Genomic DNA, 14,708 nt, shown 5'->3' with positions numbered 1-14,708 from the left:
GGCGCCGGTCGGCGCTGTGGGCGGCCGGCCTCGGGCTGCTGCTCGCGGCGGGGGCGGCCGGGGGTTACGCCTGGTCCGGCCCCGACGCGGAGGCCTCGGCGCGGCCCGGGACGCCGGGAGCGCCGACGCCGCGGGGGACCGCGGCGGGGAAGCCGTTCACGCCGTGGTCGGTGCCCCTGGGCGGCCGCACCGCGTCCTGCTCGGCGGCGGCCGGGGGCCTGTACTGCTCGGGGCGCGGGCTGGCCGCGGCCCGGCTCGACCCCGCGGACGGCTCGGTGGTGTGGGCCGTGCGTACGGCCGCGCCGGCCCCCGATGCGGTGACGGACAGTACGCCGCTGCACGCCGCCGGGGCGGTCCTGGCGGTGGCGCCCGGCAGCGAGCTGCTCCAGGCGCTGGACCCGGGCACGGGCGCGGAGCGCTGGCGCCGCGGGCTCCCGGGCGGGGCGCGGGTCGTGACGGCGGGCCCGTACGTACTCACGGTGGCGCCCGACGGGGCGGTGACCGCCCTCGACGCGGCGAGCGGGGCCCAGCGCTGGACGAAGCGGATCGGCGGGGCGGGGTCCGTGTGGTGGGGCGGTCCGGGCGGCTCGGGTGCCCCGGTGCTGTACGCGGCGACGCCCGACGGCGCCGGCGCGACGACCCTCCTGGCGGAGGTGGACCCGGCGACCGGTGCCGTGGTCCGGCAGACGCGGGCCGCGGGACGGCTGCGGCCGGTCGGGGTGGCGGGGGGCTCGGTGTACCTGCTGGACAACGAGGCGGGGGTCAGGACGAGCGCCGTCGTACGGGTGGACGCGGCGAGCCTGGCGGTGCACCGCGTACGGCTGTCGGCGCCGCTGTTCGAGGCGGAGGCGGCCGTGGCCCCGGACGGGACCGTCTACGCGGTGGAGAGCAGGGGCGGGCTCGTGGCGGTCGGACCGGAGGGGGAGCGGTGGCGGCTGGAGACCGGAGCGGGCGCCGCCTCCCGGCCGGTGGCCGCCGACGGGCGGGTGCACCTGTCGGCGCAGGACGGCCGGCTGCTGACCGTCGACGCGGCGGCCGGACGGCTCACGGGGCAGACGGGGCCCCGGACGGGGCCGGGGCAGGGCGCCTTCAGCGCGACCCTGCCCGCGCCGGTGGCGGCCGACGGGCGGGTGTACGCGTCGGCCCCGGACGGCTCGGTGTTCGCGGTGGCGGCGGTGAACCCCGCCGGCGACTGACACCGGCACCGCGAGGCCGAGACGCCTCCGGCACCCCTGCACCCCGGAGCCCGCGAACGGCCGCGGGGCACGTCGGCAAGCCCGGGCGCGGCCCCGGCCCGGCACCCCTGGGCCCGGCACCGCCGGGCCCTGCACCCCGGAGCACGCGAACGGCCGCAGGGCACGTCGGCAAGCCCGGGCGCGGCCCCGGCCCGGCACGCCTGGGCCCGGCACCCCTGGGCCCGGCACCCCGGCACCCGGCGGCCCGGCACCCCGGCGCCCCGGGGCACGCGAGCGCCGGGGCGCCGGGCCCCGTACGGGAGCGGCCCCCGCCCGACCTGGTCGGGTGGGGGCCGTCGGGCCGGGCGGGGGGTGCGGTGCGGGTCAGGGGAGCAGGCTCACGTCGCGGACCGCGCCCTTGTCGGCGCTGGTGGCCATGGCGGCGTAGGCCCGCAGCGCGGCCGAGACCTTGCGCTCGCGGTTCTTCGGGGCGTACACGCCGCCGAGGGCCTCGCGCCGCGCGGCCAGGGCCGCGTCGTCGACGAGCAGTTCGATCGAGCGGTTGGGGATGTCGATCCGGATCCGGTCGCCGTCCTCGACCAGGGCGATGGTGCCGCCTGAGGCCGCCTCCGGCGAGGCGTGGCCGATGGACAGGCCCGAGGTGCCGCCGGAGAAGCGGCCGTCCGTGATCAGTGCGCAGACCTTGCCGAGGCCCCGGCCCTTGAGGAAGGAGGTCGGGTAGAGCATCTCCTGCATGCCGGGGCCGCCGCGCGGGCCCTCGTAGCGGATGACGACGACGTCGCCCGCCTTGATCTCCTTGCGCAGGATCTTGTCGACGGCCTCGTCCTGCGACTCGCAGACGACCGCCGGGCCCTCGAACGTCCAGATCGACTCGTCCACGCCGGCCGTCTTCACGACGCACCCGTCGACCGCGATGTTGCCGCGCAGGACGGCGAGGCCGCCGTCCTTGGAGTACGCGTGCTGCACGGAGCGGATGCAGCCGCCCTCGGCGTCGAGGTCGAGGGTGTCCCAGCGCTCGGACTGGGAGAACGCGGTCGCGGACCGCACGCAGCCGGGGGCCGCGTGCCACAGCTCCATCGCCGTCTCGGACGCGGTGCCGGAGCGGGCGTCCCACTGCCCGAGCCAGTCCTCCAGGCCGTCGGAGTGGACGGTGGTGACGTTCTTGTTGAGGAGGCCGCCGCGGTGCAGCTCGCCGAGGATGGCGGGGATGCCGCCGGCGCGGTGGATGTCCTCCATGTAGTACGTGCCGCCGGGCGCCACGTTCGGAGCGACCTTGGCCAGGCACGGGACGCGGCGCGAGACCTCGTCGATGTCGGTGAGGTCGTAGTCCAGACCGGCTTCCTGCGCCGCGGCCAGCAGGTGCAGGATCGTGTTGGTGGAGCCGCCCATGGCGATGTCGAGGGCCATGGCGTTCTCGAAGGCCTCGCGGGTGGCGATGGCGCGCGGCAGGACCGACTCGTCGCCGTCCTCGTAGTACCGCTTGGTGATCTCCACGACCGTCCGGCCGGCGTCCTCGTACAGGGCGCGGCGGGCGGTGTGCGTGGCGAGGACCGAACCGTTGCCCGGCAGGGCCAGGCCGATGGCCTCGGCGAGGCAGTTCATGGAGTTGGCGGTGAACATGCCCGAACAGGACCCGCAGGTCGGGCAGGCGTTCTCCTCGATCCGCAGGACGTCCTCGTCGGAGATGTTCTCGTTGGCGGCGTCGACCATGGCGTCGATCAGGTCGAGCTTGCGGACGGTGCCGTCGACGAGGATGGCCTGCCCGGCCTCCATCGGGCCGCCGGACACGAACACGACCGGGATGTTGAGCCGCATCGCGGCCATCAGCATGCCGGGAGTGATCTTGTCGCAGTTGGAGATGCAGATCAGCGCGTCGGCGCAGTGCGCCTCGACCATGTACTCCACGGAGTCCGCGATGAGGTCGCGCGACGGCAGCGAGTAGAGCATCCCGCCGTGCCCCATGGCGATGCCGTCGTCGACGGCGATCGTGTTGAACTCGCGCGGGATCGCGCCCGCGGCCCGGATGGCGTCGGAGACGATCCGGCCGACGGGGGCGAGGTGGGTGTGGCCGGGGACGAACTCGGTGAAGGAGTTGGCGACCGCGATGATCGGCTTCCCGATGTCCTCGCTCGCTACGCCCGACGCACGCATAAGGGCGCGTGCGCCCGCCATGTTGCGGCCGTGGGTGACGGTGCGGGACCTCAGCTCGGGCATCGGGTTCACTCCCCATGAGTGCGGTCGGCCTTGCGGGCGCGGCCGCGACTGTAGATATGAATCAGTTACGAGGCTACGCCCATCGCCCGGGATACGGACGGGTTGTCCGGATGTCGGGACGCGCGGCTCATCACTCGGTCAGGTACCGCTGGAGCGTCGGGGCCACCAGGGCCACGATGTCCTCGGGGTCCGCGGAGGCGAGGGGCTCGACCTGGACGACGTAGCGCAGCAGGGCGATACCGATCATGTGCGAGGCGGCCAGCTCGACCCGCAGGGTCGGCTCCGGAACGTCCAGGTCGGCGGCGACGCGCTCCAGGACGCGGCGCAGGATCAGCCCGCGCAGCACCTTGGCCGCGGCCTCGTGGGTGAGCGCGGAGCGCAGGACCGCGAGCAGGGGGGTCCGGCTGGCCGGGTTCTCCCAGATCCCGAGGAAGTAGCGCGCGAGGCGCTCGCCGATGCCGTCCGGGCCGGCGCCGATGATCGCCGGGACCACCAGGGCGGGCTCCATGCTGAGCTCGATGGCGGCGGCGAAGAGGTCGTCCTTGCTGCCGAAGTAGTGGTGGACCAGGGCCGGGTCCACGCCCGCGGCCTTGGCGACGCCCCGTACGGAGGTCTTGTCGTAGCCCCGCGCGGCGAACTCGGAGCGGGCCGCGAGGCGGATCCGCTCCTGGGTGCCGGGCCCCTCCTCGACCTCGTCCTGCCGGGGCCGCCCGGGCCCCCGGCGGCGGGGCTTCGCCGGCTCCGCGGTCACGGGCGGCGCGCCGGGGGGCGGGGCGGGGCGGGCGCGGTGGCGAGGTGCAGGCGGGTGAAGGCCAGCGCCTCGGCGAGGTCGGCCTCGCGCTCGGCGGAGGACATGGCGCGCCGCGTGTTGACCTCGATCACCACGTGCCCGTCGAAGGAGGTCCGGGCGAGCCGCTCCAGCAGCTCGGCGCAGGGCTGCGTACCGCGTCCCGGGACGAGGTGCTCGTCCTTGGCGGATCCGTTCCCGTCGGCGAGGTGGATGTGGGCGAGCCGGTCGCCCATCCGGTCGATCATCGCGACGGCGTCCGTGCGCGCGGTCGCCGTGTGCGACAGGTCGACGGTGAAGTGCCGGTAGTCGTCCTTGGTCACGTCCCACTCGGGCGCGTACGCGAGCATCTCGCGGTCGCGGTAGCGCCAGGGATACATGTTCTCGACGGCGAACCGGACATCGGTCTCGTCGGCCATCCGCCAGATCCCGCCGACGAAGTCCCGCGCGTACTGCCGCTGCCACCGGAACGGCGGGTGCACCACCACCGTGGACGCCCCCAGCCGCTCGGCGGCGGCCCGGGCCCGCTGGAGCTTGGTCCACGGGTCGGTCGACCAGACGCGCTGGGTGATGAGGAGGCAGGGCGCGTGGACGGCCAGGACCGGTACCCGGTGCCGGTCCGAGAGGCGGCGCAGGGCGTCCACGTCCTGGCTGACCGGGTCCGTCCAGACCATGACCTCGACGCCGTCATACCCGAGGCGCGCGGCGGTCTCGAAGGCGGTCGCCGTGGACTCCGGGTACACGGAGGCCGTGGAGAGCGCGACCTTCGCGGTCGGTACACGGACTGGTTCTGCCACGGACACAGGGTACGGGCCCCTCGCGACCCCCGTATGTGAAGGCCCTCACGCCGGGGCCCGCTTGCTACTCCCCCACCTCCGGCGGCATGTGGTCCAGGCGGCGCAGGATCACGCCCTCGCGCAGGGCCCACGGGCAGATCTCCAACTCGTCGACCCCGAAGAGGTCCATCGCGCCCTCCGCCACCAGCGCGCCCGCCAGGAGCTGGTTGGCGCGGCCCTCGGAGACGCCCGGGAGGGCGGAGCGCTGCGCCGTGGTCATCGCCGCGAGGCGCGGGACCCACTCCTCCAGGGACTTGCGCGTCAGGTCCCGCTGCACGTACAGGCCGTCCGCCGAGCGCGCCGCGCCCGCGAGGCGGGCCAGCTGCTTGAACGTCTTCGACGTGCCCACCACGTGGTCCGGTGTCCCGAAGCGGTTGAACTCCCGCACGGTGCGCGCGATCTGCGCCCGCACGTGCCGGCGCATCGCGCGGATGTCGGAGGCGTCCGGGGGGTCCCCGGGGAGCCAGCCCGCCGTCAGGCGGCCCGCGCCCAGCGGCAGCGAGACGGCCGCGTCCGGGTCCTCGTCGATGCCGTACGCGATCTCCAGCGAGCCGCCGCCGATGTCGAGGACCAGCAGTTTCCCGGCCGACCAGCCGAACCAGCGGCGCGCCGCGAGGAAGGTCAGCCGGGCCTCGTCCTCGCCGCTCAGGACGGGGAGGTCGACGCCGGTCTCCCGCTTCACCCGGGCCAGGACCTCGTCCGCGTTCGTGGCCTCGCGCACCGCGCTGGTCGCGAACGGCAGGACGTCCTCGCAGCCCTTGTCCTCGGCGGCGTGCACGGCTTCGCCGATCACCGAGACGAGGCGCTCGATGCCCTCGGGCGTGACGGCGCCGTGCTCGTCGAGGAGCTGCGCCAGCCGCATGTCGACCTTGTGCGAGTACGCCGGCTGGGGGCGCGCACCGGGGTGCGCGTCCACCACCAGCAGATGGACCGTGTTCGAACCCACGTCAAGGACACCGAGTCTCATAGGGGGAAACGCTACTGCGACGAACACGCGGGGGTGGTGGGAGGGGCGCTTAGGCTTGGGTTTGTGCCACATACGAAGAAGGACGCGGGCAAGGGCAGCACCACCGAGGCCGGGACCGGGGCCGCGGTCGGAGCCGGGGTCGACGCCGCCGTCGGGGCCGCGGTCGGAGCCGCGGTCGGAGCCGTCGTCAAGGCCAAGGACAAGGCCAAGGACAAGGGCAGGCGCAAGGGCCACGCCGACGCGGGTGCGCCGGCGGACGCCGGGGGCGGAAACGCCGAGGTGAAGGCGAAGGGCAAAGCCAAGGCGGGCGCCAGGGCCGGGGCCAAGGCCAGGGGCGCCGTCGTCCCCGACGAGAAGGGCCTCGACTTCCCCCGCGCCTGGGTGGAGTTCCCCGACCCCGCCGACGACGAGCAGGTCTTCCGCTGCGACCTGACCTGGCTGACCTCCCGTTGGACCTGCATTTTCGGCAGCGGCTGCCAGGGCATCCAGCCGGGCCGGGCGTCCGACGGCTGCTGCACGCTCGGGGCGCACTTCTCCGACGAGGACGACGAGAAGCGGGTGGCCCGGCATGTGGCGCGGCTGACGCCCGAGGTGTGGCAGTTCCACGACGTCGGCAGCGAGACCGGGTGGACCCAGGCCGACGACGACGGCGAGAAGCAGACCCGCCGCTGGGACGGGGCGTGCATCTTCCTGAACCGGCCCGGCTTCGCCGCCGGCGCGGGCTGCTCGCTGCACATCCTGGCCGTGCGGGAGGGGCGCGAACCGCTGGAGACGAAGCCCGACGTCTGCTGGCAGCTGCCGATCCGCCGCACGTACGACTGGATCGAGCGCCCCGACGACACCCGCGTCCTCCAGGTGTCGATCGGGGAGTACGACCGGCGCGGCTGGGGACCCGGCGGCCACGACCTGCACTGGTGGTGCACGTCGGCGACCTCCGCGCACGGCGCCGGGGAGCCGGTGTACGTGTCGTACCGCCCCGAGCTGACGGAGCTGATGGGCAAGGCGGGCTACGAGGCCCTCGTCGAGCACTGCGAGGCCCGCCTGGCCTCCCTGCTGCCGATGGCGCCGCACCCGGCCGACCCCGTGTAGCCGCCCGCCGCCCTCCTACGAGGCCGGTCCGGGTGCTTCCCCGGTCGGCTCCGGGGACGGGGCGGCCGTGGTGGCCGGGGGGTCGGTCGGGGTCGGCGTGGGTGTCGGGTCCGGCGGCGGGGTGCTCGGCTCCGTCGCGGTGGGCGTGGGGGTCGGGTCCGGGGTGGGCGCCGGGGGTGAGGGGTCGCCCGGGGTGGCGGGCGCGGGGCGGCCGCGCCCGCGGATGGAGACCACCGCGCCGCCCGGATCCACGCCGACCCGGGCCGCCCAGGCGCCGACGGGCTGGGACTCGGTGTCCACGGAGATCATCAGGGTGACCGATTCTCCGGGCGCCAGCGTGCCCGCCGTCCGGCTCGCGCGCAGCCACGGGGCGTCGGACCAGAGCCGCCAGTCCACCGGGGCGCCGCCGGAGGCCGTGAGGGTGAGCACGGTGGTGGTGCCGTGCGAGGACGCGGCCACGGAGAGGCGGCCGGGTGCGCCGGGACGGGCCGGGCCGGGGGTGGCCGGCGGGCCGGCGCTGATCACCTCGACGGAGACGTCGGGGTCCGCGCTGCCCGGCGCGAAGCCGGGGCCGCCGGTGGTCGCGGCGGCGTTGCCGGCGTTCTCGTAGGCGGTCAGCGGGCGGCCGTCCACGTGCGGGGGCCCGGTCTCGGACTCCTTGGCGGAGATCCGGGTGGAGGTGTCGCCGGCCGGCTCGCCGGCGCCGGCCTCGCCCCGGTACGCCGCCCACAGCGCCAGCACCGGGGCCGCCACGACGGTGGCGACGACGGTGGTGGTCACCGCCCGGGCGCGCAGCCGGTCGCGGCGGGCCGCGCGGTCCTTGGGGTCCATCGGGAAGCCGGTGCGGTCGAAGCGAGGGCCCGGGCCCCGGCCCCGGCCGCGCCCGGCGCGGAGCATCGCGGCGTGCACGGCGGTACGGGGGGCGGGGACCAGCGGGAGCGCGGCGGTGTCGATGTCCCCCGAACCGGGCCAGGGGGCCGCGGCGCCGACGCGCTCGGCCACGCGGCGGCAGCGAGGGCAGTCGTCGACGTGGCGTACGAGCTCGGCGCGCAGGGTGGTGGAGAGCAGGACCTGGCCGTCCCCGGTGAGGCGGGACACGGCGGGGCAGCCGCCGGTCTCGACGACGGCGAGGGCCGCGCGGGTACGTTCGACCTCGCACGCGGCGCCGGAGAGCAGTTCCCGGGCGGCCGCGGGGCGGGTGCCGAGGACGGCCGCGAGTTCGGGGACGCCGAGGCGGTGGCGGACGGCCAGTTCCAGGGCCTCGCGCTGCTCGGGCGTGGTGCCGGCGGCCTCCGGCCAGGCGAGGCGGGCCAGCTCGGTACGGCGGTAGGCGTTCACGTCAAGGGTGCGTCGGGCGTTCGGGTCGGGCGCGTGGCCGTCCGGCGCACGGTCGGGGTCCGTGTGCACCGGCGCACGCCGAGCGGAATGCGCTCCCTGCCGCGTGCGCCGTCGTTCGGCGAGCCGGCGGAGGCAGCCCCAGCGGGCGAGGGCGTACAGCCAGGCCCGCCGGTCCCTCTCGTCGGGGCAGCGGCCCGGGTGCCGCTCGGCCACGGCGAGCACGTCACCGAGCACGTCGGTGGCGGTGTCGTGGTCGCAGAGGACCGACAGGCAGTAGGTGAACAGGCCATCGAGGTAGGGCTCGTGGCGGAAGGGGGGCGGCTGCTCCCCTGCGAGGGGCGTGCGCCCGTGCGCCCGGTGTGCGCCGGTGCGCGGTGCGGGGTGTGCCTGGTTGCTGCTGTTCACCTGGCGACCGTAGGCGGCGCGCCAGTGATGCCCCGGAAGCCTTCAGCTGTTTTAGCCCTTACGGGTGAACAGATCGGAGGTCCGCTGACCCCCGGCCCTGACGCCGGGCCTCCTGCGGCCGGCGCGCCGGGGTGCGGCCCGGCCGCGGCAGGGGGGCGTGCGACGCCCGGTGGGCGGACGTACCCCCCCTGCGGGCGGGCGGCCCGGCCGGCGGCGGGCGGCCGGACCGAGGCAGCGGCCGGGTTGTCGGTGGGGGCGGCTACCGTGGGCCGCATGGCTGCCCGTACTGCTCGTTCATCCGCCAAGGACCGGCCGTCCTACCGCTGTACCGAGTGCGGCTGGACGACCGCGAAGTGGCTCGGGCGGTGTCCCGAGTGCCAGGCGTGGGGCACCGTCGAGGAGATGGGCACGCCCGCCGTGCGGACCACCGCGGCGGGCCGGGTCTCGACCGCCGCCGTACCGATCGCCCAGGTCGACGGGCGGACGGCGACCGCCCGCAGTACCGGCGTGGACGAGCTGGACCGGGTGCTCGGCGGCGGGCTCGTGCCCGGGGCCGTGGTCCTGCTCGCCGGGGAGCCCGGCGTCGGGAAGTCGACGCTGCTGCTGGACGTCGCGGCGAAGGCGGCCGACAGCGAGCACCGCACCCTGTACGTCACCGGCGAGGAGTCCGCGAGCCAGGTGCGGCTGCGGGCCGACCGCATCAACGCCCTCAGCGACCACCTGTACCTCGCCGCCGAGACCGACCTCTCGGCCGTGCTCGGCCACCTGGACGCCGTGAAGCCCTCCCTGCTCGTCCTGGACTCCGTGCAGACGGTGGCCTCCCCCGAGATCGACGGCGCGCCCGGCGGCATGGCGCAGGTCCGCGAGGTGGCCGGGGCGCTGATCCGGGCCTCGAAGGAGCGGGGGATGTCCACCCTGCTGGTGGGCCACGTGACCAAGGACGGGGCCATCGCCGGCCCCCGGCTGCTGGAGCACCTCGTCGACGTGGTGCTGAGCTTCGAGGGCGACCGCCACGCCCGGCTGCGGCTGGTGCGCGGCGTCAAGAACCGGTACGGCGCCACCGACGAGGTGGGCTGCTTCGAACTGCACGACGAGGGGATCACGGGCCTGGCCGACCCGAGCGGGCTGTTTCTGACCCGGCGAGCCGAGGCCGTGCCCGGCACCTGCCTGACGGTGACCCTGGAGGGCAAGCGCCCCCTGGTCGCCGAGGTGCAGGCGCTGACCGTGGACTCCCAGATCCCCTCCCCCCGGCGGACCACGTCGGGGCTGGAGACCTCCCGCGTCTCGATGATGCTGGCGGTCCTGGAGCAGCGGGGGCGGATCACCGCGCTCGGCAAGCGGGACATCTACAGCGCGACGGTGGGCGGGGTGAAGCTCACCGAACCGGCCGCCGACCTGGCGATCGCGCTCGCGCTGGCCTCCGCCGCCAGTGACGTGCCGCTGCCGAAGAACCTCGTCGCGATCGGGGAGGTCGGCCTGGCCGGTGAGGTGCGCCGGGTGACCGGCGTGCAGCGGCGCCTCGCGGAGGCGCACCGGCTCGGCTTCACCCAGGCGCTGGTGCCGTCGGACCCGGGCAAGGTGCCCGCGGGCATGAAGGTGATCGAGGTGGCCGACATGGGCGAGGCGCTGCGCGTACTGCCGCGCGGCCGGTCGCGTACGCCGGCGAGGGAGCGGGCCGCCGAGTAGGCCGCCCGGCTCCGCGGGCCGCCGAGCAGACCCCGGCTCCGCGGGCCGCCGAGTGGGCCGTCCGGCTCCGCCGGCCGCGGTCCCCGGGTCCGCCCGCGGTGACGTATCGACGGGCCCCGCCGCTGGTCAGGGGCCCCGTACCGGGTTCCGTGCGGGCGTACCTGGCCAAGCCACGGCGGGGCCGCAGCGCGCGCCGGTAGACTTTGTGCTGGTCCGCCCGGCCCTTCGCACGTCCTCGTGCCCGTGGCGCGGGGCGGCGCAACCCGCGACCGGAGGAGTGCAGTGGCAGCCAAGGACGGGGCAGCAGCATCCGGCAAGTCGGGTGCCGGCTCCAAGCAGGAGGCCATGATGCGGGCCTCCCTCAGCGCGGTCGCGCCCGGTCAGCCCCTGCGCGACGGCCTGGAGCGGATCGTCCGGGGCAACACCGGCGGGCTCATCGTCCTCGGGATGGACAAGTCCGTCGACGCCATGTGCACCGGCGGTTTCGTCCTGGACGTGGAGTTCACCGCGACCCGGCTGCGCGAGCTGTGCAAGCTCGACGGCGCGCTCATCCTCGACAAGGACATCACCAAGATCCTGCGGGCCGGCGTGCAGCTCGTGCCGGACGCGTCGATCCACACGGAGGAGACCGGCACGCGGCACCGCACGGCCGACCGCGTCTCGAAGCAGTGCGGCTTCCCGGTCGTGTCGGTGTCGCAGTCGATGCGGCTGATCGCCCTGTACGTGGACGGGGAGCGGCGGGTCCTGGAGGAGTCCGGGGCGATCCTGTCGCGGGCGAACCAGGCGCTGGCCACCCTGGAGCGGTACAAGCTGCGGCTCGACGAGGTCGCGGGCACGCTGTCGGCGCTGGAGATCGAGGACCTGGTCACGGTCCGCGACGTGACGGCGGTCGCGCAGCGGCTGGAAATGGTCCGGCGGATCGCGACCGAGATCGCCGAGTACGTGGTGGAACTGGGCACGGACGGTCGCCTGCTGTCGCTGCAGCTCGACGAGCTGACGGTGGGGATCGAGCAGGAGCGCGAGCTGGTCATCCGGGACTACGTGCCGGAGCCGACGGCGAAGCGTTCCCGCACGGTGGACGAGGCCCTGTCCGAGCTGGACGCGCTGACGCACCCGGAGCTGCTGGAACTGGCGATCGTGGCGAAGGCGCTCGGGTACACCGGCTCGCCGGAGACCCTGGACTCGGCGGTGTCGCCGCGGGGCTACCGCCTGCTGGCCAAGGTGCCGAGGCTCCCCGGCGCGATCATCGAGCGGCTGGTGGAGCACTTCGGCGGCCTGCAGAAGCTGCTCGCGGCCAGCGTCGACGACCTGCAGACGGTGGACGGCGTCGGCGAGGCGCGGGCGCGCAGCGTCCGCGAGGGCCTGTCCCGGCTGGCGGAGTCGTCGATCCTGGAGCGGTACGTCTGACCCGCGGCGCCCGGACGGCCCGGGGCCCTAGTCCTGCTTGAGGACGAACGAGGTGCGCGCCACCGGCATGCCCGGGGACTTGACCTCGACCACGTAGGTGTCCGGGCCGGCCGACCCCGGCGGGGGCGTCTGGCACTGGTCGGGCGCGCTGAACCTGCGATCCCATTCCAGGGACTGCTTCGTCTCGCTCTGCGCGCCGACGCGGAAGAAGGCGTTGCCCGGGCCCGCGGGGCAGTCCGCCGAGGACCACACGGCCTTGGTGCCGGCCGCCTGGAGGATGGTCAGGACCGCCTGCTTGGGGCCGAGATCGACCTTGCAGGTGCTGGCGGAGACATTGCGGGTGATCAGTTCCAGCCGGGGCTTCTCGTTCGCCTCGTACTCGTTCTTCACGCTCTTGACCTCCCACTGCAGCGCGCCCGGCGCGCACGTGGGGAGGGGCGAGTCCGCCGGGACCTGGGCCGGGCCGCCGCCCGCGCCGGAACCGTCCGTGCCGCCCGCACCCGCACCGCCGGCGCCGGAACCGGAACCTCCGCCGGGCTCCCCGTTCTTGCCGGCACCCGCGGAGCCGCCGCCCTCGGAGCCGGTGCCCGCGCCCCCGCCCGACTCGGGCCGTCCGCCCGGGGCCTGACTGATCGCCGGGCCGCTGCCCGGCGGGCCCGGGGTGATCGAGGTGACGGGGTCGGGGCCGCCCTGGCCCTTGCCGTTCGTACTCGACTTCCCCCCGCCGGAACTGACGGTCCATACGGCGAGGAGCGCGAGGAGCGCGACAACGGACGCCAGCACAGCCCTCCGTCGCCAGTAGATGGAGGAGGGGAGCGGCCCGACCGGATTGCGCAGAGATCCCACGAGCGGAACTTTACGAGAGTTCGCGGCCCGATCCGCGCCCCACATGCCGCGCAGCGGAATTGATTTGCCGATGATCAGCCTGCTGCCGCGGGCGAAGGCGACCAGAACAAGCCAAGCCCCCCGCACAGGGGTTAATCATCTTTAAGTACTGTCGGTGACCATGAACAGCTCGGACCTCTATCGCGACGTCACCTCCTTCGCCCACTCCACACCCTCCTGGGTGCAGACCGCGTCCGAGGTGTGGACGGAGTACGGGCTCCTCGTCTTCGGCGCGCTCTTCGTCGCCGTCTGGTGGCGCTCGCGCAGCCGCCGCGACCCCCGCACCGTCGCCCTCGCCGTCCTGGCGGCGCCGGTCACGGCCCTCGCGTACGTCGTGTCCGAGGCCGCGAAGTCCACCGTGGACCAGGACCGCCCCTGCCGGGCCGTCACCGGTGCGGCCGTCGCCCTGATCGAGTGCCCTGCCTACGGCGACTGGTCGTTCCCCAGCAACCACTCGGCCATAGCCGGCGCCGCCGCCGTCGCACTGGCCCTGGCGGTGCGGCGCCTCGCGCTGCTCACCGTGCCGCTCGCGCTGCTGATGGCCTTCTCCCGGGTCTTCGTCGGCGTGCACTACCCGCACGACGTGGCCATGGGCCTGCTGCTGGGTGCCTCGCTGGCCGCGCTCCTCGTCCTCGCCCTCACCGGCCCGACGACCCGGATCGTCTCCGCCGTGCGGACGAGCAACGTCCGCGCCGCTGTCTGGTTCACCGGTCCGGGCCCGGCGCGCTAGGCCCGAAACGTGCCAGGATGCGTCTGCCATGACTGCATCCCCCCTCTCCTCCCGAGACGCCACTTCCGACACCTCTCCCGACGCCTTCCCCGACACCTCCCCCGCCACCTCGGCCGACGGTTCGGCAGACGCCCCGCCCGGCGTCTGCCACGCGCTGCACTCCCCCGTCATCGAGTGGTTCGACGAGCACGCCCGCGACCTGCCCTGGCGCCGCCCCGAGGCCGGCCCCTGGGGGGTCATGGTCAGCGAGTTCATGCTCCAGCAGACCCCGGTCAGCCGGGTGCTGCCGGTCTACGAGCAGTGGCTGGCCCGGTGGCCCCGCCCCGCCGACCTCGCCGCCGACGCCCCGGGCGAGGCCGTACGGGCCTGGGGCCGGCTCGGCTACCCCCGCCGCGCCCTGCGCCTGCACGGCGCGGCCGCCGCGATAACGGAGCGGCACGGGGGCGACGTACCGCGCGACCACACGCAGCTGCTGGCCCTGCCCGGGATCGGCGAGTACACCGCCGCGGCCGTGGCCTCCTTCGCGTACGGGCAGCGGCACGCGGTGCTCGACACCAACGTCCGCCGCGTCCTCGCCCGCACCGCCACCGGCGTCGAGTACCCGCCCAACGCCACCACCGCGGCCGAACGGCGGCTCGCCCGCGCCATGCTGCCCGAGGACGAGGGCACCGCGGCGCGCTGGGCCGCGGCCTCGATGGAACTCGGCGCGCTCGTGTGCACCGCCAAGAGCCCGGACTGCGCGCGCTGCCCCGTCGCCGGGCTGTGCGCCTGGCGCCTGGCCGGAAAGCCCGCGCACGAAGGGCCGCCGCGCCGCGGGCAGACGTACGCGGGAACGGACCGGCAGGTCCGGGGCCGGCTCCTCGCCGTGCTCCGGGAGTCGGCGGGCTCCGTTCCGCGCGCGGTGCTCGACACCGTCTGGGACGAACCGGTGCAGCGGGCCCGGGCACTGGACGGGCTGGTCTCCGACGGCCTGGTCGAACCGCTCGCCGGCGGCTTCTACCGACTGCCCCAGGGACCGCCGCAGAACTGAGGGGTGGCGGGCGGGCCCCCCCGCCCCCCCCCCCCCCCCCCCCCCCCCGGGCAGATACAAACCCCGTGCGGCCGGGGAACCCCCCCGCACCGCCCAGTTAAACAAACAAAAGGGGGTAGGTGTTAAAAAAAAAAACGA

At 75.2% G+C, this 14,708-nt stretch carries 12 protein-coding genes; 6 read left to right on the top strand and 6 right to left on the bottom strand.

The features are described 5' to 3' along the window. Positions 1 to 1,196, top strand: a 1,196-nt coding sequence (locus ACFWUQ_RS26480) for a PQQ-binding-like beta-propeller repeat protein (protein ID WP_384542793.1), incomplete at its 5' end; no start/stop codon positions are given. A gap of 363 nt (positions 1,197 to 1,559) precedes the next feature. Here the strand turns inward: ACFWUQ_RS26480 and ilvD are convergent. The 4 genes from ilvD to ACFWUQ_RS26460 form a co-directional block, all read right to left on the bottom strand. Next, positions 1,560 to 3,410, bottom strand: a complete 1,851-nt coding sequence (ilvD, locus tag ACFWUQ_RS26475; protein ID WP_384542790.1) for a dihydroxy-acid dehydratase — start codon at positions 3,408 to 3,410, stop codon at positions 1,560 to 1,562. A gap of 130 nt (positions 3,411 to 3,540) precedes the next feature. Further along, complete coding sequence (locus ACFWUQ_RS26470) at positions 3,541 to 4,161, bottom strand: TetR family transcriptional regulator (protein ID WP_384542788.1); 621 nt, start codon at positions 4,159 to 4,161, stop codon at positions 3,541 to 3,543. Beyond that, positions 4,158 to 4,994: a sugar phosphate isomerase/epimerase family protein gene (locus ACFWUQ_RS26465; protein ID WP_384542786.1), complete on the bottom strand. Its 837-nt coding sequence runs from the start codon at positions 4,992 to 4,994 to the stop codon at positions 4,158 to 4,160. The genes ACFWUQ_RS26470 and ACFWUQ_RS26465 overlap by 4 nt, the downstream gene beginning before the upstream one ends. A gap of 64 nt (positions 4,995 to 5,058) precedes the next feature. Then, on the bottom strand, positions 5,059 to 6,000 hold the full coding sequence (locus ACFWUQ_RS26460; RefSeq protein ID WP_384542784.1) for a Ppx/GppA family phosphatase: 942 nt from the start codon (positions 5,998 to 6,000) through the stop codon (positions 5,059 to 5,061). Between the two features lie 279 nt (positions 6,001 to 6,279). Between ACFWUQ_RS26460 and ACFWUQ_RS26455 the strand changes: the two genes are divergently transcribed. Continuing rightward, positions 6,280 to 7,089 (top strand): hypothetical protein, encoded by an 810-nt coding sequence (locus ACFWUQ_RS26455; protein WP_384542795.1) that lies wholly within the window; start codon positions 6,280 to 6,282, stop codon positions 7,087 to 7,089. Positions 7,090 to 7,104: 15 nt separating this feature from the next. Here ACFWUQ_RS26455 and ACFWUQ_RS26450 read toward each other — a convergent pair whose 3' ends face one another. Continuing rightward, positions 7,105 to 8,832, bottom strand: coding sequence for a hypothetical protein (locus ACFWUQ_RS26450; RefSeq protein WP_384542782.1), 1,728 nt, complete (start codon positions 8,830 to 8,832; stop codon positions 7,105 to 7,107). A gap of 273 nt (positions 8,833 to 9,105) precedes the next feature. Between ACFWUQ_RS26450 and radA the strand changes: the two genes are divergently transcribed. After that, on the top strand, positions 9,106 to 10,518 hold the full coding sequence (radA, locus tag ACFWUQ_RS26445; RefSeq protein WP_384542779.1) for a DNA repair protein RadA: 1,413 nt from the start codon (positions 9,106 to 9,108) through the stop codon (positions 10,516 to 10,518). Between the two features lie 282 nt (positions 10,519 to 10,800). Continuing rightward, the gene (gene disA, locus ACFWUQ_RS26440) at positions 10,801 to 11,925 is read left to right on the top strand and encodes a DNA integrity scanning diadenylate cyclase DisA (RefSeq protein ID WP_384542776.1); all 1,125 of its coding nucleotides are present in this window, start codon (positions 10,801 to 10,803) and stop codon (positions 11,923 to 11,925) included. Positions 11,926 to 11,952: 27 nt separating this feature from the next. On the opposite strand, the gene ACFWUQ_RS26435 is transcribed toward disA, so the two are convergent. Next, positions 11,953 to 12,771 carry a hypothetical protein gene (locus ACFWUQ_RS26435; RefSeq protein WP_384542773.1) on the bottom strand — a complete coding sequence of 273 codons (819 nt, stop codon included), beginning with the start codon at positions 12,769 to 12,771 and terminating at the stop codon, positions 11,953 to 11,955. A gap of 160 nt (positions 12,772 to 12,931) precedes the next feature. Here ACFWUQ_RS26435 and ACFWUQ_RS26430 point away from each other — a divergent pair, with 160 nt between their 5' ends. Both ACFWUQ_RS26430 and ACFWUQ_RS26425 read left to right on the top strand, forming a co-directional pair. Then, the gene (locus ACFWUQ_RS26430) at positions 12,932 to 13,540 is read left to right on the top strand and encodes a phosphatase PAP2 family protein (protein ID WP_384542771.1); all 609 of its coding nucleotides are present in this window, start codon (positions 12,932 to 12,934) and stop codon (positions 13,538 to 13,540) included. A gap of 28 nt (positions 13,541 to 13,568) precedes the next feature. Beyond that, the gene (locus ACFWUQ_RS26425) at positions 13,569 to 14,570 is read left to right on the top strand and encodes an A/G-specific adenine glycosylase (protein WP_384542768.1); all 1,002 of its coding nucleotides are present in this window, start codon (positions 13,569 to 13,571) and stop codon (positions 14,568 to 14,570) included. The last annotated feature ends 138 nt before the right edge of the window (positions 14,571 to 14,708 follow it).

It is taken from the genome of Streptomyces sp. NPDC058662, assembly GCF_042716255.1.
GTDB lineage: Bacteria > Actinomycetota > Actinomycetes > Streptomycetales > Streptomycetaceae > Streptomyces.
This window is presented reverse-complemented; position numbering and strand designations above follow the sequence as displayed.